Origin of the sequence: Vibrio sp. MED222, from assembly GCF_000153005.1 — a bacterium.
Classification (GTDB): Bacteria; Pseudomonadota; Gammaproteobacteria; order Enterobacterales; family Vibrionaceae; genus Vibrio; species Vibrio tasmaniensis_A.
The window spans coordinates 469997-490557 of record NZ_CH902607.1 but is presented as its reverse complement, the minus strand read 5'-3'; the positions used below and the strand labels follow the sequence as shown (position 1 = coordinate 490557).

The window sequence follows — 20561 nt, the reverse complement described above, 5'->3', positions numbered from 1 at the left end:
ATTCTTAATCGAAGATTAGGAAATATGTTTATTAGGTATTTTATGGTAAATAGACTTACTGTTAAATAGAACGTCAGTTTGGTAGTCAAACAATAGGCAGGGCATCACACATAGATACCTGCCTTATAAACACCAAACCCAATTTAACATAATATACATAATACGCAGTGGGATAGGCAAAAAATAAAGGCATCTTTCTTAACTAAATCAATTAGATACCCTTACTTTTTGCCTATCAAATTATGCTGTTTTTTTATCTTCAGTTAGTCTCTCGATTGCTTCAATTACACGGTCATTTTTAGATCGTTCAGCAAGTATAGACAGTAGTGTTAAATCTACATCCAATCCCAACATTTCTGCCACTTCACAGGCTATATCATCACTCATAACACCGCCTTTTCTCCAGTTCTGAACTGATGTGTGGCTGATATCAAGCAATTTTGCAACTTGTCGGTCGCTAGACAGTTTGTACTTTAGGATTAGACGTTTCAAAAGTTCTAATGTTGTAATCATTTTCCACCTCCTGACTGGAGTATAGCGCATGCCAACGCTGGACAATACGGTTGCCATCAAAGTGCAAATGCTCTTTAATCTACCTCGTCAAGTCGGGAGACTTTGCGAACACCTTTTTAGCCCCCTTAGTAGATTGCAAGCTCTTTGGGGGCTGTCTGAAAAGCTGTGTTCACACTCAAGTATTGACCAGACTTATTAAAAAAGGATCAACACCATGTCAAATCAAAGTAAAACCCCTGTCGATATAATCAAAGACCGTATGGAAGCGTTACAGAAACACGCCGATGAATACCAATCAAACCCGTCTTTGAGCCAGCATACAAAAGAAGCATCTGCTAATTACTACCGTGGTGCTTTAAATGAGCTTTACCGCCTTACAAAAGTGCTAGAGGCGAAATAACCCACCATGAGCATGTACGACTTAACCAAAAAACAACGTAAAGACCGCCCCTTAGCGGCTCTTAATCGTTCTGTTTTGGATAAGATTGTTAAGTGTCCATCTAGCTCAATAGCATTCCTTACTTCAAACGGCCGTGGCGTTCGTAAGAGCTTTGCACGTGATATTGCGATCGTAATGAAAGCCCTAGTAAACGAAATGTGCCTAAGCTCGAATAAGATTGGCGTTGCCACAAAGGACGGCTTTGCTTTGCGTTCTTGGGGCTACATTGCTGATATCTGCGATTTCCCTATCTGGCGTGTTAAACAGTGCGTTAAGTTCGCGTTTAACAAAGGTTGGATCACATCCAAACAGCCTAGAGAAACCTATACAGGCAAAGACAACCTACAAAAATGGCGCGGCCTAGCGTCTATCAAGCGTGTAACAGACGCTTATTTTCACGATATCGGTATCTTTGAGCAATACAAAGAAGCCAAGACAGCATCTAAACGTTGGCTTAAAACCTTTGCTAATCGCATTGGTCGTCCTGTGAAATACATTCAGACCCCTATTACACTGCTACGCAGACGCCGCAAAGAAGCGGCAGAAGCTAAAAACCCCGTCCCAATACCACAATAGAGCTAACTCTTCTCTATGCGCCTTAACTGGCGTTATTTGCGATCCATCTACATCATCAACGCTCAATATTGGCTCATTCTTGCCGTTCTAACCAGTTATTTTACTCTAACTTATCCACAAGTAGGTTGCTTTTTAACCGCTTGAGGTTGGTATTCTCTCGATCTCGTTTGGCCTGTGCAAAAGTCGCGTATATATGGATCTAAACTACTCCTAGTTCTTACTATTAGTTCTTACTCCTTTTATTTAGCCCTCATAGTCTTCGACTAGAACCATGATATTAAGGATAGTAATGGTATTAATGCTTTTACCCCCTCGAAACTCGGGGATAAGTTGATGAAGCGGCCTTTCTTAGTCGCAAGCGACTTGCGGCCTTGTGTGCCTGTGGACGATACACAACAAAGGAATGGTGATTCTACGGATGGGGATTAGTTGGACGTGATTCTAAGAGCCTATCGCTACGCGATGATTCTGGCAGGAAGAAAAGGCGAGATTTTAGGGCGGGTAAAACAACGGCCACTCTTGGTGGCCGCTATACGTTTGTCTTGTTACTTATCACAATCGACATGGAGAGAGAGCAAACAAGTGCTTTCAATGTATTTTGCTATTTCTTTTCGTTTAGCGTCATTGTTCCAATCGTCATTTTTATAGAGTTGAACCAAACTAGACACGATCCCTTCTAATGGTTCAGGAACGCGAACGACTTTACTTTTTATACCTGCCTTTCGCCCTGCTCCTTTTCTTTTACCACCATGGCCAAGCTTATTTGGTACTAGGTTATCAAAGATGGTTATTTGTTCTTCGGGCTTAATCTTCTTGCTGCATTCTTCAATGACAGATAACGGTGTCGCCCAACCAGAGATAAATTCAAGGTCTGGATACTTCGCTATATAGCTTTCAGCAAGCTTGATTGCTTCGCTAGGCAACAAAGTATAATCACCAAGTTTGAACAATTCGCTTTGAAAGTCATTCAATTGATTTTTGTCTGTGCCTGTCATGGCCGCTTTGCAATTCACTGTCATTTTTGAATACCGTTACACAATTCATGATTTTGATTAGTGTAACGACAATCAAAGTCCGATACAAGATATATAAAACAAGTACCTTATATATATAAAATATGTATAATAAACCTCGTTCGTAAAACCTCCGGCTTGTTTCTTTTAACGTCAGTTAAGGCAACGAGCTATGGAACCATCCAAAAATACACACCTTACTTCTCCAAAAGCTAACTTTATAGTAATCGCCCTTTTTGGGTTTTTGCTTTCTGGCAATGCTTTTAGTTGCACCAATCCAGCCGACGAGCTTGAACCCATATTAGAACGTGATTTTTTAATAATCGAATCTGAGTTCAACCGGAGAGTCAAAGAGTCGGCCAACAGAACCAACCGCAATCTGGCCGCTTTGGAAGCAAAGTTATTAGATGACACACGTATCGACATGGAACGCTTCATTCCTAAGGTGAGTCTATGAATCTTCGCGCTAATTTCACAAAGATAATCACCGGTATTAAGGAATCGCGCCGCGCTCTCGAGGACGCGTCCCCAGATTGGCCGAAAGTCTCCCCCCTTAAATTGGTCGGTGCCGTAAAGGAATACGCGATCACAAACTTCGAAGCTGCCCGCGATATCTTCGACAGCAAAGTCGCCGCGCTCGAGAACCTACAGCAACAAGTCGATGAGCTACGCGAACAGCTCAAGAAGATTCAAGGAGAAGAACAATGATTCTAGGTTATGTGAAATGCACCGCCCCTAATTGTGATGAAGCGATGGAAGTCAGTCAGTGCAGCGGTAAACGTTCGGCTTATCTAAAGGGACGTTGTCACGTTTGTAAGTGTACCGAGCAGCGCAGCAATGCCAATACTCAAGACTATCTAAAACAGCACAAGCCTTTGGAAGAGTTGAACCCTGTAGCCGAAGTGCAACAGGAAGACTCATCAACGCAACTCGAACCGCAATTAGTGCAACCAGAAGTGCCAAACGAAACCCCAAAGGACGAGACAGAGTCAAAAGGCGTGTCTAGTTTGGTCTGTGCTGGCATTGGCGCGTTTATTGGCTTAACCCTTGGCAAAGCCGTTACTGTATTGAAAGTTATTTAAGGACACCCTATCCCATGAGCAAGCAAGACAAGCAAGAATTAGAACAGCCTATCCTCGAGAACGAAGAACTTGAGACGCATACGGAACAAGACAAAGCCGAGTTCTTAGACGAACTTGAAGCCGACTTCGATCCACAAATCGCGATCGACAAAGCAGACGAGAAAGTCGAAGCGGTGAACGCGCAAAAACTTGCGCTGCAGGCAGCAGAAGAAACCGTTCTTGTCGGTGCGGGCATGGCTGACTTCGCGGTTAAGGAAATGCTGGACGAACGTCTGGAGATTGGAGAAGACAACGCCCACGCTTTGGCTAAGGCTGCCGCGCCCGTCATCTTAAAATACAACGTATCTCCCCCACCTTGGGCGGTGAAATACAAGGAAGAGATTTCCTTGGGTGTGGTTGCGCTTAGTATCGGTGCCTCACTGTTCGCGCAGTATCGCGGCCTCAAGAAAGCCGATAGACAAGCGGCCATTGAAGCGGTTAAGGAAGCACAGGAAGAAAAAGAGCAGCATACCGCCCATTAAGCTGTTAAGTGATGCAAATCACACTTAATGCATATCTAAGCCGCTTGATGTTAGGCATCTAAGGCACATAAGACAGTAACACTAAGGCCGCCCACTTTCGGGCGGTCTTTTTATTAGGGTTAGATATGGAACCAATCAACAATAACAACAAACTCGATAACCACCACGCCTACATTGTCGGCATGTCGGGTTCGGGTAAATCGTCCTTAGCCAAAAAGCTCTTGATTGCTGCGACTGACCAAGTCGCTATCTATGATCCAAAGCGTGAGTATGACGGGCTTATCGTTGGCCGGAAAATTCGCGTTTATAGCAACTTACGCACCTTTGCGAGTGCTCTCATGGCCGGACGAGAAACCAAGCAAGGTTTTAAGATTGCTTATCGCCCCTCTGAGCCTTGTGCTAAAGACTTCGACCTGTTTTGCCGTGTTGTATGGGGCTGCGGAAATGGCAAGCACAAGAAGCCGCTCAAGGTCATCTGTGAGGAGGTCGCGGAGAACTCAACAAGTGCAGGCAAAGCAACGGGCTATCATGGCAAGCTGCTTCGCCTTGGTCGCTCGTACAACATTCACACCGTCAACCTATTCCAACGTGGCCAAGAAGTACCAAAGACCATCGTCGATAACTGTGAATATGGGTACATCATGCTAACCAAGACACCCAAGAGCCGCCGATACCTAGAAGACTTGACCGGAATATGTGCCGATGAACAGTCAAAATTAGTCAAATTTGACTACTTCAAGCAATACGGTGTGGTCGTGGAAAAAGGCCGAATCCGTTGGTAAGTGTGAAATAAATCACACTTAATGCATATCTAAGGCATATGACCATTAGGCATCGAAGGCACATAACGCAGTACCAATAAGACCTCTTTGGCAAGCGATGACGTTTACGCGTACAGACTCCGTTTACGAACTTCCTTCCATATGGACGCCCACTTTCTGGGCGGTTTTTTTCTTATTGGAGTAAATCAAAACATGAAATTAAATCCGAAAAACATCGGCATTATTGCGGGTATCGCGGCACTGGTTGCTGCTGGTGTGGTTTGGGCGTCAAACAACGTTGACGCTGTTGAAGACACAATCGGCTAAGGGGTAGCTACATGAATTCAATTATGAAGCTTAATTCGTTTACTGGTGGTGTTTGGGGTGAAAAGGCAATCTTGACCATTCCAACGGGTCCAACGTACGAAGAAATCTTTCTTGAAACGAACCTGACGCCAGCGCAAATCAAGCGCGTGTCTATCACGTTAAACGCTGAAGAAATCATTGTACTTGATGGCGAGCTAATGAAAGCACTTGAAGCTTACAAAGGCATGCCAGCTGCAAGCGGTTTCTACCATATCCCTCTTGCGGATATTACAGCGAAAACGAAAAACGGCATGCGTTACACATCGCTAGTAACAGAGCAAGGCGACAACATCACACTTGAAGTTGAGATTGTTGATAAACCTGCTTCTGACTCTCCAGATGTGCAACTCAAAGGTCATGCGACTGTCTCCCCAGGACAACCCGCACGAATCGTTGTACCAATGATCCAAAAACAGACCATGCAAGCCAGTTCTACTGAGAACGAATTTCTTGATCTGAAAAGTGGCCCATTGATTCACATTCGCCGTCTGCACTTTTTGAACAACGAAGTGAACGGTCTAGAAATCCATAAAGACTACGTGAAGCTCTACGACTCAACACGCTCTGTTGAAACGATGCGCGCGAAACGTAACAAGCGTTTCTGGCAGACAGGAATGTTCCATTTCGATCCAATCATGCGCGGCTATTACCTCGATGAATTGTTCAATACGCACCATGCCAATGAACTGAAGTTCACGGTTAAGACGGCCTCAGCGGTTGGTTCAATTCCAATCATTGTCGAATCAATCAAAGTCGTACGTCCAGACCTTATTGTTGAGTAAGGAGGGCTTATGTCTCTTTGGGATGATTTAGGTAATTTTGGAGCAGGCTTGCTAGATACAGTCGGAGAAGGCGCGGACGCTCTTGTCAAGAACGCCACAACCGAAAAGCAGCAAACTGTGAACGCCGGAACATCGGCACAAGTCACCAAGAAAGCAGACGACCACGGGAACAAAGTCACCCCCGCTAAACCACAACAAGAAGACGATAAAACGCTTCTTTATGTGGGCGGCGGTGTGGCTGCGGTGTTCACTCTGGGCTTGCTGATTGTATTGGCGAAAAGCTAAGGGAGTACGTTTATGCCTTTAGTTTGGGTAGCCCTAGCCGCTGGCGGCGTGGGCTTTGGCGGGGGTTTCTTTGCAGGTTCGGCAGCATCGAAAGCCCTAAAATTGGCCGCCCTTGGGGGCGGCGGTTATATCGCTTACAAAGTGATTAAGGGGAGCAAATGATTCCTGCATTAGGTGCGGCGGCTGGCGGTTTATCAGCGGGCGGCTCTATGCCAATTAGCGCAGGTGGTGGCTCTGCGGGTCCCAGTGAAGCAAACGGGACTAACTCAATTGGTGGTATCCGTAACGCGGCGATTAACTTTGGTGGCGGAGCGATGCAAAACATCACCAATAACCTACCAATCATTGCAATCGTTATTGTTGCGGGTATCTGGGCGGTGAAGCGATGAAGTTAATTTTATTAAGACCTAATCGCCCTGACCTACCCGCTTTATTTAAGCTGATCAAGCGAGCGTTTAACGGCGTGACAGACGCAAAGGTGGAATTTGAATTTTGCCGTGAAGCGGTGGAAAACAAACGCGCGAGTTTTTACCACCTGTTCGACCGTGAGCAAGGCGTATCACTGCGTTTTGTCGGTTATGTAACAAGTGAAAACGACTACTTGATTTTAGCGATGACGGGCAAAGGCTTGTTAAAAGGTGCGCCGACAATCATCGACGCGGTGAAGTCTCAAGGCTATCGCTCAATCAAGTATCACACGGTTCGCTTAGGTATGTGTCGTGTTTTACGACAGTTCGGCTTTGTCATGACTCATCAATCAGATCATGACTCTGTGATGACGCTTAATTTGGAGGGCGTGTAATGGGCGGCGGCGGCAGTAGTAGCAGTGCAAACACAACCAATACCACCAACACTAACGGCACCAGTGCGGTTAGTGGAGATAACTTGGGCGTCATCATCTCTGGTGTGAATGGCAACATCGGTAATATTACATCGACCGACCACGGCGCAATGAAAGCGGCCGGAGATATCGCTAAATCAGCCCTATCGGGTAACGCTGACGCGATGCGCCGAGCGGCTGAATTAGGCTCTGATGCACTTCGTAGTAATGAACGAGTTTCGAGTGATGCGCTTCGAAGTAATGAGCGAGTGTCAGAAAATGCCATTCGCTTTGGTGAAAAAGCTCTAGGGTTTGGCTCTGATGCTCTTCGAAGTAATGAACGAGCAACAGAAAAAGCACTAGGCTTTGGTGAGAAGTCACTCGATGCCGTGTCAAAGACCAACTCTGAAGCAATCCAAGCAATGAAAGCCTTATCAGCTCAAAGCAGCGAAAACGCTAGAACAGCCATGAAGATGGCAGAAACGGCGAAAACGCACGAGCAAACAGGCACAGCCCCACAAATGACTAAGGTCATTCTAGGGGTTTCGGCTGCGCTAGTTCTTGGCTTTGGTGCCCTTGCATGGAGTCGAAGCTCATGAAATTAAATCCAGACACTCAAACTCCCATTTCTGTGGGTGGTAAAGGTAAATACTTGATCGTGCGCACGACCAGTGCACCTGTATTTATTAGTGCCGATAACCTCAAACCGCAACGACTTGAATCGGGTGACCGAATCAATGTCACTGAGTTCGATAAGATGTTCTTAGAACACCGTCAGTCACAGACAGTGACCATTGACTATCAAATTTCAGACGCAGAGATAAGACCAGCCTCTACAAGCGGTATTGAAGTTCAGCGCATTGTTGAACCTATTCAATTTATCGCAACGGTCAGTGTTAAAGACGGCCTGAAAGTCGAACCACTTTCACCAAACACATTGACCACGTCGCCAGATATCGAAATAGCCCCGAATACCAAGAAGAAAATCGGTAATAGCGGCTTTAAAAAGGTATCTGTTCAAGTCATTAGCGATGACGTTACAACGCTGCGAATTGGGGATTTTAGCGTCGCCTCAAATCGCGGCCTATTGGTGATGGGAAGCAAACAGGCAACTGGTGCCCTATCGTTGGATTTTAGCGGTGAGCTTTATGCGTATAACGCAAGTCAAAGCACAGCTCGCCTTTCGGTTGTGGGAGTTAAGTAATGCACGTAAGCAACCCATTCTTTAATACACAAACCAAGATTGCAGACATCGACCAGTTAACAGACCGTTTACTGGCTTTGAGTAATCAAGATACACAACTGATTAGTGATGTGTTGGATCTGACCAATAAAGACACGTCATTATTAAAATCAATACATCAACAAGCGACTCAAATCACAGCATTAAAAAATGATGTGAGCAAGGCGCAATATACTGCGATTGCCAGTAGCGAAAACCTACTGATTAACCCTCGCGGTAAAATCAACCAAGCCAACGAAAGTGACGGCGTGCTGACAGCGGGTCAATACTTTTGTGATGGTTGGAAAGCTGGCGCAGGTGGCGCGGAAGTTTACCGAGACGCGGACGGCTTCCGCTTGGTAAGTGGCTCAATCGTACAACTTGTTCCAAATATTATTGATGTGGGGCGCACGCTTCGCAGCAATATGGATATAGTCAGCGGTACACCTCAAATCAGAATCAACGGCGGTACAGATACCGCGACAGCGGACAGTCAACAATACATCAAGTTTGAAGTATCGGGAGACGGCTCTAAGTTCACTTGCTTAATTTTAGCTCAGTCATCAAGCTTGCCGATTTATCAACAATCGGTGGATGAATTAACTCCTTGTAAACCATTTCTTCAGGTATACGGCGGTGATGGAAATTCGTACCCGCTTATCCTTGGCTCTTACGGCCCTGCCAATTCATACGGTTCAATGACGTATGAGGTTGAGATGTTCAGTAAACCTGCACTGGTAATCCATAGTGAAACAAGTCCAAGCGGCAGTAAACACATTGGGAGAAAGTCACTCACAGTACAGGTTTCTATTAACAGTGGGATGGCACTATCAAATTTCACACTAGATGCGAGGCCGTAACATGAAATTCACAGACCAAGACAAAAACGCTGTTATCTGCAATCACCCAACCAACGGCCAAGAATGGACAGTCCCTCGCGGCCACCGTTTCTGGACTGAGTTTGGCATTGACCAAGCTGAGAAGCGCGGCGAGATTGCAGACGCTGACCCACAACCACAGCAGGCGCAGTAATGCGCCCGCTTTTCCTTTTACTCGCAATAGGAGCCACTGGAGGGCTTTTATACATGGCGCATCAAAAAACATTACCTCGAGGTGTTCGCAACAATAACCCGCTGAACATTCGTGAAAGCAAAGGTGACACCACTCAGTGGAAAGGTGAAGCCCTACTCGATAGCGATAAAGCATTCGAAGAATTTAAAAACCCAGCGTTTGGTTTTCGTGCCGGTGCTCGTGTCTTGCGTTCTTACGAACGACAAGGCTTTTGCACACTCAGCGAAATGATCAACCGATTCGCACCTGATCATGAAAACGACACTGACCACTACATTAAGTTTGTCAGTCAACAAACAGGTATCACCCCAAATCAACGCGTAAACGTGAATGATAACGACGAGCTGGCCAAGCTACTGCACGCAATGTCACGCCTCGAAGTCGGCAACTACTACACGTTGAAAATGGCACAAAAAGGGGTTGCCATGGCATGACCAAAGACGACTACAAGAAAATTGCTATTACCGTTGTAGGTGGCGTTCTTGCCGCTTACGCAATCAAGTATTTACAAGGACATAAACTACTATGAACCTGAAAGCCTTTCTAAAAGAAAAATTAAGCATCGACCTAGAGCAACCATCAACTAAAAAAGGCCTTGCCTTAGTTAGTGCGGGTGTAGCTCTTGCTATTGGACATCCTGAGCTAATAACCGCAAGCGTAACCCCTGAGGGCGTAGAATATGGCGGCATCGTTGGTACAGCCTTACCAATCGCACTTGGCCTATGGGAAACTATCCGTAAGGAGTGGGGTTAATGGAAATAATTCAAACCTTGGGGCTAGATGGTAATACTATCTTGATCTTGGTTGGACTATTTAAGCTTCACACAAGAATCACCATATTAGAAACAAAAGGCGCACATGCGTAAGTAGGACAATGTGAATAAACGGGCTGCATTAATCCTCCCAATTACCCTGCTCTTTTCTGTCTACGTTTATGCTTCGGCAAAGAAAAAGAGTATTGATAATTATCCACTGCGTAACTTCCCTCGGGGATCTCGAGAGAGAATCCCCCACCTAGACAAACTAGCCAACATCCTCTGACGAAAGGTAGCGAAAGCTGCCTTTCTTTTTGCCATCATTAAACGCACCGGTGTTCCAGGAACAATCGCGCTTTTGATTGCAAAATCAAACCAGGCTGCAGCCCCGAGTAATTAAAAATGCTATCATTATTTTTCTTAGCCGGTTCTGCAGAAAGGAAAAATGATGGCGATAACTATCCGAAACACAGAAGAGCATGAGAAAATGCTATTGGAAGTCAAAGAGCTTACAAACATCAACACCATGTCCAAGGCACTAATCAAAAGCGGATACCTAGCGATTGATTACCATAATAAATATAAGAAATCCGCTGCAGAAAATGAAAAGCTAAGGCGTGAACTCTATCAATTGAAAAATAAGATTAGTAACTACGTTACAGCTCTTGATGATCTCAGGGCGTCTTGAAGTTCACAAATCAATCCATAAATCAAAGCTCGTATTTTGCGGGCTTTATTCTTTTCGTCTATGATACGCACCTCATATATGAAAGAGTAAACGCAATGAAAAACAAAGGCTTAATTTTTGGTTTGGTTACTATCGTCGGTTTAGTTGGTTGTGGCGGTGGCGGAGGTGGTGGCTCAACGGCTGCACAGCCTGTTAAATCGTTCAAAGGGGACGGCTTATACGTTAACCCTGCCGACTTATCCGTCATGCTTGTAGATTCAAAGCGATCTAAAAACAACCTGATAGTGGGTGACTTTGCGAATGACAGCATCTATTTTGTCGATACCGCGACCACTACAGAAACATCGATGACAACGAAAGGAATCAAGCTGGCCAACAGCAGCGCATTCGTGCAAAACAGTACTCAAGTGATGAATGCTAAATTTGATAAAGCGATCGTTACGCTTACGTCTGTGTTCAATGGTACAAACCTCGTCTATTCAATGAATAAGACAGCGGCATCCTTACCTATTGGCCAAATCACAGGAACGCACACGAACCCAAGCGACGGGAGCACATGGACGATTAATTCTGATGGGACATTTGCAGTAAATGGCGTATGTAGCATTACAGGTAAACTTGTGCGTAATGGCGAATACTTCAATGTGGACAACGCGACAGCCGTTTCTTGTTCCCAATCCTCTCTCAATGGGACTTATAACGGAGTTCTATTAACGGTTAAGCATAACGGCAAAGATTACATTGCTGGCCTATTGGGGAATGACACAGGCCTATTGTATGGGAATGCCCCGAAAAGCTGAGGCATTAACTAGTTTTTACAGGGCGGCTAACGCCCTGTTTCTTTAATTTAAATCGTCTCTTTTTTTTTCGTCTGAACTGAATGACATTCGAAGTCATATCAAAGCTCATCTTGATATCTAACTCCATTAGATCATAAGCGGTAAGCTCTCGCCCACCGGGAGTGTAAAGAACATCACCACGAATCTTAAAACCTCGCCACGGCTTAGAGGTTGGCAAATATCCCCTATGCATGACAAGCAGCAATCTGACAACGGACAACGGCCAATTACCATTGCTGATCCAGTTCTTAACCGTTTGGGGAGTTACCCCGAAATAGTCTGCAGCTTCACTGTGGCCGTCGAAATGCCATAACAGCAAGTCGTTTACTTGATTGATATATAAGCCGTTGTTGAATAGCTCATCTTTTATTTTATTTTTCATGTGATCTATGTCTCATTATTATAAATGGGACGAGAATCTTATTTTTGTGCTGGTTTAGTGGCAATCTGCATAAGAGCTTCATATGTACTAATATCTATAATTGTGACCGTCCTAGAATATATCCATCAAATGCATAGTGTTGATTTAACCATTAGTGTAACTAATTGAACATAAAAGCAAATAATACGTAGTGATTGTGTTAGAGCAATTTAGTAGTGTCCGGTTTGAGCCATTTTAAAATGTCCTCCTAAGCTTACCTATATTGGTCTGCTTAGGAGTTATCTGGATGCTTATTACTATGAGTGAAAAAGATATTTATCGATTCAAGGTTCTGACTGACGTACGTGAAAAACGACTACGCCAAGTTGACGCTGCTATCATTTTGAACCTGTCTGCGCGTCATATCCGACGTTTGGTAAACAAACTTGTCTCTCTTGGCGCGCAAAGTCTTACACACGCAGCGCGTGGACGCCCAAGTAATCGACGCTACTCAGAACATTTCAGAATTGAAATACTGAAACTTATCCGTGAGCATTACTCTGACTTCTCACCAACGTTCGCTCTGGAAAAACTGACTGAACTGCACAATCTATCAGTCTCTAAAGAAACACTCCGTCAATGGATGATCGCCGACGGACTGTGGCTTCCACATGCGCAACGAAAACCTCGGATCTATCAGCCTCGTTACCGTCGTGATTGCTTGGGTGAACTTATTCAAATTGACGGCTCCCATCATGACTGGTTTGAAGGCCGCAGCGACAAATGCTGCCTATTGGTGTTCATTGACGATGCGACTGGCCGCTTGATGAACCTCAGATTCAGCGAAACGGAATCCGCGTTTGACTACATGTTGGCGACGCGTGAATACCTCAATGAGCACGGTAAACCCATCGCATTTTACAGCGACAAACACTCCATATTTAGAGTGAATCAGGAGAAACACAAACAAGTTGGCCAAACCCAATACGGGCGCGTGCTGAAAGAGCTGGCGGTTGGCATTCTCTCGATCTCGTTTGGCTTGTGCAAAAGTCGCGTATATATGGATCTAAACTACTCCTAGTTCTTACTACCATTCCCTACTCTATTTACTTGGCCCGCATAGTCTTCGACTAGAACCATGATATTAAGGATAGTAATGGTATTAATGTTTTTTACCCCCTCGAAACTCGGGGATAAGTTAATGAAGTGGCCTTTCTTAGTCGCAAGCGACTTGCGGCCTTGTATACCTGTGGACGAAACACAACGAAAGATTGGTAAGTAAACCGGAGAGAGGTAAGTTGGGCGTGATTCTAAGAGCCTATCGCTACGCGATGATTCTAGCAGTAAAAAAAGCGAGATTTAAAGAATCTAGTTTGTAAAATTGTCTTTTCTTAGGATTGATTAAACAAGGCCACATCAAAAGGTGGCCGGTATTCTTAATACACGATCTACAAAGCTCTTAGATTATGAATTAGATCTGAAGTGCTTTTCCTTAATTCCGTAAGGAAGATCTAAGTAATAGTGACGCCTTAATGCAAATTCATATTCTTTTAATGCCCAAGCACCCAGCTCGCATAAACTCCCATTCCAGTTATTTACTTCTGCGCAAACTTTTAACCCTTTGGTTTCAAGTTCATTAATACGACGACGCGCCTGCATTAGCATGACATTTTTCATACTTTGATACATAGATTTAGGAAGGTCTATGTAGTAAACACCTCCGCTGTAGAGGAAAACCGCTATCCTAGCTTTTTTCATTCTTTGCATACCTATTGGTTCCTTAATATCACAAAGTTCACAATAAGCATCTAAGATGTGCTTTACAGAAAGTTCAAGCTTAATGACGCTATAAGGTTTAATTTCTAAGTCTAGTCTTTCGCATTGTCTTTGGGGACGGTTTTTAATAATGGAGCTCCGACTATACTCGCTTGGATTGTTCTTTTTGACTCCCAAGAAAGAATGCTCAACTAGACGAACATGAGAGATATTCGCTAAAATTGGTTTCGTGTTCAATATGTCTAGTGTGAAATTACCTTCATCACCGGCTTCTATACAACTGGCTTTGCCTTTTATTTTAGGCCTATTTGTATTTATCGCGTATATAATCGCGGAAAAAGCGCCTCCCCCCGAAAACCATGTTCCCAACATACTTAAAACTTCAACTGTAGTTGCTTCCATTAATGATCTCTCATTTAGACTTATCGATATCGCGAATGTATTAAAATAGACATGGAAAAACAAAGACCACATCACGAAAATGCTACCCTTGTTTTATATGATTAATATGCAAACTGAACTTTATTACTTACTACCATTTCTGCATCTACTCTGAATGGATTGATTTGGCGAACTACAATGAAAGCATTTTGCTCTTGGTAATCGATTTTTTCAATTTCGAAGCTGTTAGTCTCTAAAGTACGTGTTGAGTAACCATCGAAAACAGTAATGTATTGCCCCTCTTTTAACTCTGTCTCGAGAGTGAAAGTTACGAGAATTTGCTCTTTGAATGAGAACTCGTTTCTTAGGTCAATTACATTTACTGAGCCGGGCTTACTGTTTTGGTAATCCTCTCCAAGGCGGTATGTCTGGTCACCTACAGTAAACTCTGTAATGACGTTAATAGGTCTTTCATCTTCGTCATTATTATCATTGGAGCTTACAACGGTATTTACACTGTTAGTATTATTGTTGCCAGTTGTACGATGCACATTAATCGGTTGTTGCTTATTGATTACTGTTGCATCTTTAGGTTCTTCAGGCTCTTCACTTGCTTGATACTGACTTAATTGAGACTTTAACTTTTCTATTTCAGAATCTTTTTTGGTAAGTTGGGTGTTGAATGAGAACTCCAACTCTGGAATTCTAGCTCTAAGTGCTCGCCACTCCGCTTCAGGCAGCGGTGTGTCTTCTTCAATACCTATTTTAATCGTTTTTAAGTTTTTCTGACGCTTTTGAGTGTATGAGAAGACGAACTCTGCGGGTATTGGGTAGACAAATAGATAAGCTAATGATGTAAGCACAGGCCCTAAAAATAGCAGCCCAAAAGCCTCCAAAAATGAGCTAAAATGATTATCCATAAAGTTGATTTTATTCATCACAGGGATATTCGAGAACAGTACCCAAATAATCTCCCAATTCCAAATACACCATGACGCTAGAAACGATCCAAATAATGGACTGGTAGCCCTGTCATATAAAGCTACTTTTGTAGAGTTAATTAAGTCTTCTATCATTATTCAATATCCATCATTACCAATGCTTTACTATGTCGGTCATTCTAAGAGCGTAATTATTCGGACTATTGTACTGCCTTTATTCTCTTAAGAACAATCACTTATGACACATAATGATGTTGTTGGAATTATAAATAGCAAAACCTACCATATGCACTCTATTGAATTAAAGAAAGTGCTACACCCATAAGAACCATGTGTAATATCAATCGTTCGTAAACCTCCGGCTTGTTTCTTTTAACGTCAGTTAAGGCAACGAGCTATGGAACCATCCAAATATAGTACCCTATTACGGCCAAACTGATACGTGATGCACGTTTACGTTCTGGCCTACAACAGAAAGACTTCATTTCTCAAAACAAACTTGACACTCAAGCTACCTTTTCGCGTTGGGAAACGGGACAGGCACAAGTGCCCCTTGATGTCCTGCTCAAACTTGGGTTAGTTAGCGAGGCCATTGTCCTATGAGCCTCAAACAAGTTGGCCAAACCCAATACGGGCGCGTGCTGAAAGAGCTGGCGATAGAACTCATTTGTGCCAACAGCTCCTAAGCCAAAGGTCGCGTCGAGCTAGCCAACGTCTGGCTTCCCTACTTCATCGTCGATTTTAACCATCGCTTTGCTAAGCCTGCTCTGTTGATTACGTAAATATAAAGCGATACGGCTAAAATCGAATCATGTTGCTTCTGTATTGATGTTTATATCGATAATAAGTTCATAAAATCAGATGGTTACACAAAACCATTATTAGTTTAAAAGCTCTACATTTGGTAAGGTATTCAAGGAATCAATAACTTATTATATAAAAGGCTTAATATGAAAATCGGTATGGTTGCCCTATCACTATTCACCGCTTTTGGCATGAGTTCATACGCGCTTGCTAATGAAAATGACACAGCAGCTAAAGAGCTTGGTCATTTTTATGCAGGTGTAGATATCGGGTTTTATAATGAAACCGAATTAGAATACCGCGGTAGCAAAATTGAAGATTCTTCTGATCTAGCTGACTTGAGTTATAACTTAGTTGGCGGTTATGAGTTCAATACACACGATGTAGTAAAGCTGGGATTAGAAGCGGAGTACCGAAAAATTGGCAAAGTTAACTTTGCTCAAATGATGGATATTGAAGGCCAAGCCTTCTTCGTGAATGTTAAACCCAAATTCATCGTTAAAGGCGACGTCTTGGATTTGTATGTCTCCCTGTTAGCAGGCGTTGGATCTATTGATACGGAAATCAAAGCCTTTGGGCTCTCAGCTTCTGAATCTGAGGCCGCTTACCAAATCGGTGGAGAATTTGGCGCAATAATTACCGATAACATCGACGTTCATATCGGTTACCGCTCTGCACATATTGAAATAGAGTCCATCGATGTTTCATCCAAAACAGCATACATTGGTGCACGATACCATTTCTAAAGTTCCTTCAATGGCTAGACCAATTTATTGCGGTCAACTAGCCTAACATTGCAAATAGTCCGATCTCTTTGAGGTCGGATTTATCATTATTGGTTCACTTAACTTCCTTTACATTGCCTCCAAATATAGACCTATTCTTCCACCAATATAAAGTTACGTTGCAACTTATTAAAAAAAACCAGCGCTATTGCAAGATAAATCACTCAAACAGGCTGCTATTTCGTGTTTAAATTTTGATCTATCAATCAGTTATATGATTAAACTTGGTGACTAAGCAAGCAAACACTATGCATTCACGCTTACATTATGAATTATAGTGTTAACATCAGACAATGTTGTAAACCAGGTGTTTGATATGTTGCCTAAACTTTATAAGTTCAGATCTCTTCACGATAGAAACATACAATCGATATCCGAGTGTTCGTTGTGGTTTGATTCCGCTAAGACCTTTAATAACCCTTTTGAATCTCATCACCTGTTCAACAAAGAACTTCAGAATGACTTCAAGGTTATGTGCTTCTCTCAATCGAATGACCATCCCATACTTTGGTCTCAGTATGGCGATAACTTTAAAGGTATGTGTATTGAGTATGATCTTAACTGTTATCACGGTGAGGCAGATCTCAATTGCTTTGAAGTTCAGTATACTGACAACCCAAGCATGCTTAGTTCTCCTTCGCTAGTTAAGTCAAAAGCATCGAAATTAGCCGTGAGCGTACTTGGAATCAAACATTCAAACTGGCGTTACGAAAAAGAATATCGCTGGGTACTGCCCAATGAAGAGATTATTGGCAACAAGCTGTATCTGAATAAAGAGTGTATAAGCTCTGTGATTCTCTCAGAACACGCTCCTGCCGATAGAAAACTAAAGGTACTGATGACTTGCCAACACCTCGGCATCCCAGTTAAACACGCTGTCGCTAAACAAGATTCGTGTACATTTGGCACCTTCGGCTAAATAGATATCAGTAAAATGAACGCCCTACGAGACATATTGCCCATACAAAGTGACAGTGCAACAAATTAACATCTTAGTCAGATCACCGTAATTCACTCGTATTCATTGGCATTTTAGACAATCATATTAATATCATTTAGTTATAGTGCATTATCTTGGTCAGTTTGTGATATGAAGTCGGATGTACTTTTCTGGGAAACTGTATTTGAACTGTTTCTTGTTTGGTAAGTGCTGTTTCGCCTGTCTACAAGCTTTACTATCGCCGGATGTTCTCACTCTCTTGATTTTTGTATAACCTTTGGAGTGCTTCATTTCAATCATCAGGTCACAATAACCATCGATTTCAACATTGCTCTTTTTTAGTTCTTTCATGACCGTGGCTTTGATTTTTTTGGCTACGGGATTAACCAATGCATCGTCGGGAAATACGACTGGGGATGAAAAAAACAACAAAAGGATTAGATATCTCATACTGTTCTCCTTTATTGGAACTGAGAACAGTCTGACGATGGTTAAGGCAAGCGAATAACTAACTTAGTATGAAGATTGACAAGATAAGACGTAATTCTTGACCATTACGCCTTCTTTGAGCCTTTAGATTTGAAGCCGTTATGCGGGAATACATTACGGATACGTTGTTGCACGTTCTTAGGTACATCCTTTGTGAACTTGAGGTTATAACCAGAACGCTTTGCGTACACTTTTAATTCACCTTTAAAAGTGTTGTTGTGGCCAATCTCTTGAAGGTTGTGCTTAAAGCTGGGTGGAAGATGACCTTTAACTTGTTCGATCGCCCCATCGTTAAATTTGATTTTCAATACCGGCCTATCAACCGCGACTAACCAAAAAACCAACGCTGCACCGATTAAGATTACATACATCATAATGTCACCACTACTGTTGATGATTATTTATCGTCAGAAAGGAGCTTGCTTAAATCTTCTTTAAGATTGGTTACTGTCTTGCTGGCCTGTTCACTACGAGATGCTTCGCTTACCAAATACTCGATGGCATCTGATAGCGTACAACCTAGCTCGTTCGCACGCTGGGATAGCTTTTCCCATACACGATAATCAAGGTCGATTGATTTTTTCTTGGTGTGAACTTGTTCAGCATTAAAGTGACGCTTTCGCTTAGCTCGGATCGCTTGCTTAAGCTTGTTATCGAGCTCAGGAGACATGTTGTCAGATATCCACTCAAGAACACCTGTTGGTTGGTGTTCAAGCTTCAATAAGGCTTGTACAGCAACGTCAGCTTCACTTGAATCAATATGGCAGGTGATCGACTCGCCTTCTTTCCATTTTTTGACCAGATAGTTCCATTTCCAACCACATTCCAAGTTTTCAAGTTGCTGATATTTCATGTCTAATCTCGAGAGTTAATCCTAGTGACAGCGTAACCCAAAATAGGCTATTTAACAATTGTTGTCTTGAAAGAATAGACCAAGATCATACTTATATTAGCTTAGTGATTAGTAACTACAACATAGAGCTACAAGCGAGATCGGTTTTTCTATATACTCCCTACCTCATTATCATAATCAGAAACTTAAATGACTCTAGTAGATTGGCGACATGTTACGCCTCAGTACGACGAATATAGCGCTCAATTAGAGCAATTCCCTGACATCTCGCCTTTCCCATTTTCAGACATTCAACATAGATTCAACGATGCGCTAACCCGCTTTGTCCGCTTGTCCAACCTTTCGCGTGTTTTACTTGTCAACGCTCCGGACAATTCGATCTATCGTCAAATGATTGTTGAATCTTTAGTTACTGCTCTAGATGATCACACGTTACCAGTAATAAAAACTGAGTCTTTAAATGCTGTCTCTTTGTTTGACCAAGTTCAATCAAAAGACGGCCAAGTCGTTGCGACAAAGCCTGGCTTACTGGCTAGAGCGAACAATGGTTATCTGATTGTTTCAGCCAACTTGATTCTAGCAAACCCAGGAAGCTGGTTACTGCTTAAGTCTGCACTTCTTGGTGAGGCCGTAGAGCCCATCAGTAGCAACCCAGAACACTTAAACCAATCTCCATCTTTACCGCTTACCTACAATATTAAGTTGATTGTGGTTGGAGACCGAGCTCAACTCGGCGATCTTGATTATCTAGACAGTGATATTCAAACTGGTTTCTGCCTATTCAGTGAAATTGAACAAGACATAAAGCTAACAGAAGAGACGTTGACGCAATATCTTGGTTACCTTAAATGGCTCCAACAACGTTATGAATTGCCAAACATCACGCAACAGGCGGTGACAGGCATTCTTACTGCTGGTGCGAGAGAAACTGAAGATCAAAGCTATATACCGTTATGCCCGATTTGGCACAATGCGTTATTGAACGAAGCTTTGATTGAAGCCGACCATGGTGAGATTGATGGTCACCATATTCAGCAAGCACAACAACACAAATACAACCGCGAATCGTACTTACCTGAACGTGCTCTTGATGATATTCGAGATGGCCAAGTTATTATCGAAACCGAGGGTGAACAAGTTGGACAAGTTAATGGTCTGACGGTTATCGATGTACCAGGACACCCTGTATCGTATGGCGAACCAGCCCGAATTTCATGTGTTATCCACTTTGGTGATGGTGATATTGCCGACGTTGAACGCAAAGCGGAACTCGGTGGTAACCTTCACGCCAAAGGCATGATGATCATGCAAGCATTTGTAAGCAGCGCATTAAACCTTGAAGATCCGTTGCCCTATGCTGCTTCTGTTGTGTTTGAGCAATCATACTGCGAAGTTGATGGCGATAGTGCTTCTCTTGCTGAGCTTTGCTCTTTGGTCAGTGCTTTGTCGGAATACCCTATCAATCAACAAATAGCGGTAACCGGTGCTGTCGACCAAT

31 protein-coding genes and 2 pseudogenes are annotated in these 20561 nt (G+C 43.1%); 25 read left to right on the top strand and 8 right to left on the bottom strand.

Annotated elements, in window-relative coordinates; all coding sequences use genetic code 11:
• Window positions 1–240: 240 nt before the first annotated feature.
• Window positions 241–513, bottom strand: coding sequence for a helix-turn-helix domain-containing protein (locus MED222_RS12780; protein WP_009846703.1), 273 nt, complete (start codon window positions 511–513; stop codon window positions 241–243).
• Window positions 514–727: 214 nt separating this feature from the next.
• On the opposite strand from MED222_RS12780, the gene MED222_RS12785 reads away from it, so the two are divergent.
• Window positions 728–913 carry a hypothetical protein gene (locus MED222_RS12785; RefSeq protein WP_009846702.1) on the top strand — a complete coding sequence of 62 codons (186 nt, stop codon included), beginning with the start codon at window positions 728–730 and terminating at the stop codon, window positions 911–913.
• Between the two features lie 6 nt (window positions 914–919).
• Complete coding sequence (locus MED222_RS12790; RefSeq protein WP_009846701.1) at window positions 920–1528, top strand: hypothetical protein; 609 nt, start codon at window positions 920–922, stop codon at window positions 1526–1528.
• Window positions 1529–2073: 545 nt separating this feature from the next.
• Here the strand turns inward: MED222_RS12790 and MED222_RS12795 are convergent.
• Window positions 2074–2547, bottom strand: coding sequence for a hypothetical protein (locus MED222_RS12795; RefSeq protein ID WP_009846700.1), 474 nt, complete (start codon window positions 2545–2547; stop codon window positions 2074–2076).
• 166 nt (window positions 2548–2713) lie between these two features.
• Here MED222_RS12795 and MED222_RS12800 point away from each other — a divergent pair, with 166 nt between their 5' ends.
• From MED222_RS12800 to MED222_RS12875, 18 genes are all read left to right on the top strand, one after another.
• The gene (locus tag MED222_RS12800; protein WP_009846699.1) at window positions 2714–2998 is read left to right on the top strand and encodes a hypothetical protein; all 285 of its coding nucleotides are present in this window, start codon (window positions 2714–2716) and stop codon (window positions 2996–2998) included.
• Window positions 2995–3249 (top strand): hypothetical protein, encoded by a 255-nt coding sequence (locus MED222_RS12805; protein WP_009846698.1) that lies wholly within the window; start codon window positions 2995–2997, stop codon window positions 3247–3249. Before MED222_RS12800 ends, MED222_RS12805 begins: the two co-directional genes overlap by 4 nt.
• Window positions 3246–3623, top strand: coding sequence for a hypothetical protein (locus MED222_RS12810; protein ID WP_009846697.1), 378 nt, complete (start codon window positions 3246–3248; stop codon window positions 3621–3623). The genes MED222_RS12805 and MED222_RS12810 overlap by 4 nt, the downstream gene beginning before the upstream one ends.
• Window positions 3624–3637: 14 nt before the next feature.
• Window positions 3638–4144: a hypothetical protein gene (locus tag MED222_RS12815; protein WP_009846696.1), complete on the top strand. Its 507-nt coding sequence runs from the start codon at window positions 3638–3640 to the stop codon at window positions 4142–4144.
• 125 nt (window positions 4145–4269) lie between these two features.
• Window positions 4270–4926 carry a type IV secretory system conjugative DNA transfer family protein gene (locus tag MED222_RS12820; protein ID WP_009846695.1) on the top strand — a complete coding sequence of 219 codons (657 nt, stop codon included), beginning with the start codon at window positions 4270–4272 and terminating at the stop codon, window positions 4924–4926.
• Between the two features lie 317 nt (window positions 4927–5243).
• Window positions 5244–6053, top strand: coding sequence for a major capsid protein P2 (locus tag MED222_RS12825; protein WP_009846693.1), 810 nt, complete (start codon window positions 5244–5246; stop codon window positions 6051–6053).
• 9 nt (window positions 6054–6062) lie between these two features.
• Window positions 6063–6338, top strand: coding sequence for a hypothetical protein (locus MED222_RS12830; protein WP_009846692.1), 276 nt, complete (start codon window positions 6063–6065; stop codon window positions 6336–6338).
• A 12-nt stretch (window positions 6339–6350) separates the two neighbouring features.
• Entirely contained in the window at window positions 6351–6500 is a 150-nt protein-coding gene (locus MED222_RS22480; protein ID WP_009846691.1) for a hypothetical protein, read from the top strand.
• Window positions 6497–6727, top strand: a complete 231-nt coding sequence (locus tag MED222_RS12835; protein WP_009846690.1) for a hypothetical protein — start codon at window positions 6497–6499, stop codon at window positions 6725–6727. Before MED222_RS22480 ends, MED222_RS12835 begins: the two co-directional genes overlap by 4 nt.
• The gene (locus tag MED222_RS12840) at window positions 6724–7140 is read left to right on the top strand and encodes a hypothetical protein (protein ID WP_009846689.1); all 417 of its coding nucleotides are present in this window, start codon (window positions 6724–6726) and stop codon (window positions 7138–7140) included. Before MED222_RS12835 ends, MED222_RS12840 begins: the two co-directional genes overlap by 4 nt.
• A complete protein-coding gene (locus MED222_RS12845; RefSeq protein WP_009846688.1) occupies window positions 7140–7757 on the top strand; it encodes a hypothetical protein in 618 nt (205 codons plus the stop codon). Before MED222_RS12840 ends, MED222_RS12845 begins: the two co-directional genes overlap by 1 nt.
• Window positions 7754–8362 carry a hypothetical protein gene (locus MED222_RS12850; RefSeq protein ID WP_009846687.1) on the top strand — a complete coding sequence of 203 codons (609 nt, stop codon included), beginning with the start codon at window positions 7754–7756 and terminating at the stop codon, window positions 8360–8362. The genes MED222_RS12845 and MED222_RS12850 overlap by 4 nt, the downstream gene beginning before the upstream one ends.
• Entirely contained in the window at window positions 8362–9240 is an 879-nt protein-coding gene (locus MED222_RS12855) for a hypothetical protein (RefSeq protein ID WP_009846686.1), read from the top strand. Before MED222_RS12850 ends, MED222_RS12855 begins: the two co-directional genes overlap by 1 nt.
• Window position 9241: 1 nt before the next feature.
• Window positions 9242–9412 (top strand): hypothetical protein, encoded by a 171-nt coding sequence (locus MED222_RS22475; protein ID WP_009846685.1) that lies wholly within the window; start codon window positions 9242–9244, stop codon window positions 9410–9412.
• Between the two features lie 53 nt (window positions 9413–9465).
• Complete coding sequence (locus MED222_RS12860) at window positions 9466–9885, top strand: hypothetical protein (RefSeq protein ID WP_009846684.1); 420 nt, start codon at window positions 9466–9468, stop codon at window positions 9883–9885.
• 91 nt (window positions 9886–9976) lie between these two features.
• Window positions 9977–10204: a hypothetical protein gene (locus tag MED222_RS12865; protein ID WP_009846682.1), complete on the top strand. Its 228-nt coding sequence runs from the start codon at window positions 9977–9979 to the stop codon at window positions 10202–10204.
• A gap of 450 nt (window positions 10205–10654) precedes the next feature.
• Window positions 10655–10894, top strand: coding sequence for a hypothetical protein (locus MED222_RS12870; protein WP_009846680.1), 240 nt, complete (start codon window positions 10655–10657; stop codon window positions 10892–10894).
• Window positions 10895–10989: 95 nt separating this feature from the next.
• Entirely contained in the window at window positions 10990–11694 is a 705-nt protein-coding gene (locus MED222_RS12875) for a hypothetical protein (protein ID WP_009846679.1), read from the top strand.
• A 4-nt stretch (window positions 11695–11698) separates the two neighbouring features.
• On the opposite strand, the gene MED222_RS12880 is transcribed toward MED222_RS12875, so the two are convergent.
• A complete protein-coding gene (locus MED222_RS12880; protein WP_009846678.1) occupies window positions 11699–12115 on the bottom strand; it encodes a DUF3653 domain-containing protein in 417 nt (138 codons plus the stop codon).
• Window positions 12116–12413: 298 nt separating this feature from the next.
• Here MED222_RS12880 and MED222_RS12885 point away from each other — a divergent pair.
• Window positions 12414–13151, top strand: a pseudogene (locus tag MED222_RS12885) (ISNCY family transposase); the annotation flags it as partial.
• A 407-nt stretch (window positions 13152–13558) separates the two neighbouring features.
• On the opposite strand, the gene MED222_RS12890 reads toward MED222_RS12885, so the two are convergent.
• Window positions 13559–14272: a hypothetical protein gene (locus MED222_RS12890; protein WP_009846676.1), complete on the bottom strand. Its 714-nt coding sequence runs from the start codon at window positions 14270–14272 to the stop codon at window positions 13559–13561.
• 101 nt (window positions 14273–14373) lie between these two features.
• A complete protein-coding gene (locus tag MED222_RS12895) occupies window positions 14374–15327 on the bottom strand; it encodes a hypothetical protein (protein ID WP_009846675.1) in 954 nt (317 codons plus the stop codon).
• A 488-nt stretch (window positions 15328–15815) separates the two neighbouring features.
• On the opposite strand from MED222_RS12895, the pseudogene MED222_RS21895 reads away from it, so the two are divergent.
• From MED222_RS21895 to MED222_RS12905, 3 genes and pseudogenes are all read left to right on the top strand, one after another.
• Window positions 15816–15959 (top strand): annotated as a pseudogene (locus MED222_RS21895) (ISNCY family transposase); the annotation flags it as partial.
• Between the two features lie 183 nt (window positions 15960–16142).
• Window positions 16143–16742, top strand: coding sequence for a porin family protein (locus MED222_RS12900; RefSeq protein WP_009846674.1), 600 nt, complete (start codon window positions 16143–16145; stop codon window positions 16740–16742).
• A gap of 355 nt (window positions 16743–17097) precedes the next feature.
• Window positions 17098–17700 (top strand): DUF2971 domain-containing protein, encoded by a 603-nt coding sequence (locus MED222_RS12905; RefSeq protein ID WP_029225506.1) that lies wholly within the window; start codon window positions 17098–17100, stop codon window positions 17698–17700.
• 159 nt (window positions 17701–17859) lie between these two features.
• On the opposite strand, the gene MED222_RS12910 is transcribed toward MED222_RS12905, so the two are convergent.
• The 3 genes from MED222_RS12910 to matP all read right to left on the bottom strand — a co-directional run bounded on the left by MED222_RS12910 (window position 17860) and on the right by matP (window position 19063).
• Entirely contained in the window at window positions 17860–18171 is a 312-nt protein-coding gene (locus MED222_RS12910; RefSeq protein WP_009846672.1) for a hypothetical protein, read from the bottom strand.
• 104 nt (window positions 18172–18275) lie between these two features.
• Window positions 18276–18584: a DUF3634 family protein gene (locus MED222_RS12915; RefSeq protein WP_012603889.1), complete on the bottom strand. Its 309-nt coding sequence runs from the start codon at window positions 18582–18584 to the stop codon at window positions 18276–18278.
• Window positions 18585–18607: 23 nt separating this feature from the next.
• Complete coding sequence (matP, locus tag MED222_RS12920) at window positions 18608–19063, bottom strand: macrodomain Ter protein MatP (protein ID WP_009846670.1); 456 nt, start codon at window positions 19061–19063, stop codon at window positions 18608–18610.
• Window positions 19064–19252: 189 nt separating this feature from the next.
• On the opposite strand from matP, the gene MED222_RS12925 reads away from it, so the two are divergent.
• The coding region (locus tag MED222_RS12925) for an AAA family ATPase (RefSeq protein ID WP_009846669.1) at window positions 19253–20561 on the top strand (1309 nt) is incomplete at its 3' end.

Excerpts from the sequence above, each read along its gene's own strand:
- MED222_RS22480 (WP_009846691.1), top strand. The coding sequence starts at position 6,351 with ATGCCTTTAGTTTGGGTAGCCCTAGCCGCTGGCGGCGTGGGCTTTGGC.
- MED222_RS12915 (WP_012603889.1), bottom strand. The coding sequence starts at position 18,584 with ATGATGTATGTAATCTTAATCGGTGCAGCGTTGGTTTTTTGGTTAGTC.
- MED222_RS12895 (WP_009846675.1), bottom strand. The coding sequence starts at position 15,327 with ATGATAGAAGACTTAATTAACTCTACAAAAGTAGCTTTATATGACAGG.
- matP (WP_009846670.1), bottom strand. The coding sequence starts at position 19,063 with ATGAAATATCAGCAACTTGAAAACTTGGAATGTGGTTGGAAATGGAAC.
- MED222_RS22475 (WP_009846685.1), top strand. The coding sequence starts at position 9,242 with ATGAAATTCACAGACCAAGACAAAAACGCTGTTATCTGCAATCACCCA.
- MED222_RS12780 (WP_009846703.1), bottom strand. The coding sequence starts at position 513 with ATGATTACAACATTAGAACTTTTGAAACGTCTAATCCTAAAGTACAAA.
- MED222_RS12870 (WP_009846680.1), top strand. The coding sequence starts at position 10,655 with ATGGCGATAACTATCCGAAACACAGAAGAGCATGAGAAAATGCTATTG.
- MED222_RS12785 (WP_009846702.1), top strand. The coding sequence starts at position 728 with ATGTCAAATCAAAGTAAAACCCCTGTCGATATAATCAAAGACCGTATG.
- MED222_RS12825 (WP_009846693.1), top strand. The coding sequence starts at position 5,244 with ATGAATTCAATTATGAAGCTTAATTCGTTTACTGGTGGTGTTTGGGGT.
- MED222_RS12875 (WP_009846679.1), top strand. The coding sequence starts at position 10,990 with ATGAAAAACAAAGGCTTAATTTTTGGTTTGGTTACTATCGTCGGTTTA.
- MED222_RS12860 (WP_009846684.1), top strand. The coding sequence starts at position 9,466 with ATGGCGCATCAAAAAACATTACCTCGAGGTGTTCGCAACAATAACCCG.
- MED222_RS12810 (WP_009846697.1), top strand. The coding sequence starts at position 3,246 with ATGATTCTAGGTTATGTGAAATGCACCGCCCCTAATTGTGATGAAGCG.
- MED222_RS12800 (WP_009846699.1), top strand. The coding sequence starts at position 2,714 with ATGGAACCATCCAAAAATACACACCTTACTTCTCCAAAAGCTAACTTT.
- MED222_RS12890 (WP_009846676.1), bottom strand. The coding sequence starts at position 14,272 with ATGGAAGCAACTACAGTTGAAGTTTTAAGTATGTTGGGAACATGGTTT.
- MED222_RS12845 (WP_009846688.1), top strand. The coding sequence starts at position 7,140 with ATGGGCGGCGGCGGCAGTAGTAGCAGTGCAAACACAACCAATACCACC.
- MED222_RS12815 (WP_009846696.1), top strand. The coding sequence starts at position 3,638 with ATGAGCAAGCAAGACAAGCAAGAATTAGAACAGCCTATCCTCGAGAAC.
- MED222_RS12790 (WP_009846701.1), top strand. The coding sequence starts at position 920 with ATGAGCATGTACGACTTAACCAAAAAACAACGTAAAGACCGCCCCTTA.
- MED222_RS12880 (WP_009846678.1), bottom strand. The coding sequence starts at position 12,115 with ATGAAAAATAAAATAAAAGATGAGCTATTCAACAACGGCTTATATATC.
- MED222_RS12805 (WP_009846698.1), top strand. The coding sequence starts at position 2,995 with ATGAATCTTCGCGCTAATTTCACAAAGATAATCACCGGTATTAAGGAA.
- MED222_RS12850 (WP_009846687.1), top strand. The coding sequence starts at position 7,754 with ATGAAATTAAATCCAGACACTCAAACTCCCATTTCTGTGGGTGGTAAA.
- MED222_RS12840 (WP_009846689.1), top strand. The coding sequence starts at position 6,724 with ATGAAGTTAATTTTATTAAGACCTAATCGCCCTGACCTACCCGCTTTA.
- MED222_RS12855 (WP_009846686.1), top strand. The coding sequence starts at position 8,362 with ATGCACGTAAGCAACCCATTCTTTAATACACAAACCAAGATTGCAGAC.
- MED222_RS12795 (WP_009846700.1), bottom strand. The coding sequence starts at position 2,547 with ATGACAGTGAATTGCAAAGCGGCCATGACAGGCACAGACAAAAATCAA.
- MED222_RS12910 (WP_009846672.1), bottom strand. The coding sequence starts at position 18,171 with ATGAGATATCTAATCCTTTTGTTGTTTTTTTCATCCCCAGTCGTATTT.
- MED222_RS12820 (WP_009846695.1), top strand. The coding sequence starts at position 4,270 with ATGGAACCAATCAACAATAACAACAAACTCGATAACCACCACGCCTAC.
- MED222_RS12835 (WP_009846690.1), top strand. The coding sequence starts at position 6,497 with ATGATTCCTGCATTAGGTGCGGCGGCTGGCGGTTTATCAGCGGGCGGC.
- MED222_RS12905 (WP_029225506.1), top strand. The coding sequence starts at position 17,098 with ATGTTGCCTAAACTTTATAAGTTCAGATCTCTTCACGATAGAAACATA.
- MED222_RS12865 (WP_009846682.1), top strand. The coding sequence starts at position 9,977 with ATGAACCTGAAAGCCTTTCTAAAAGAAAAATTAAGCATCGACCTAGAG.
- MED222_RS12900 (WP_009846674.1), top strand. The coding sequence starts at position 16,143 with ATGAAAATCGGTATGGTTGCCCTATCACTATTCACCGCTTTTGGCATG.
- MED222_RS12830 (WP_009846692.1), top strand. The coding sequence starts at position 6,063 with ATGTCTCTTTGGGATGATTTAGGTAATTTTGGAGCAGGCTTGCTAGAT.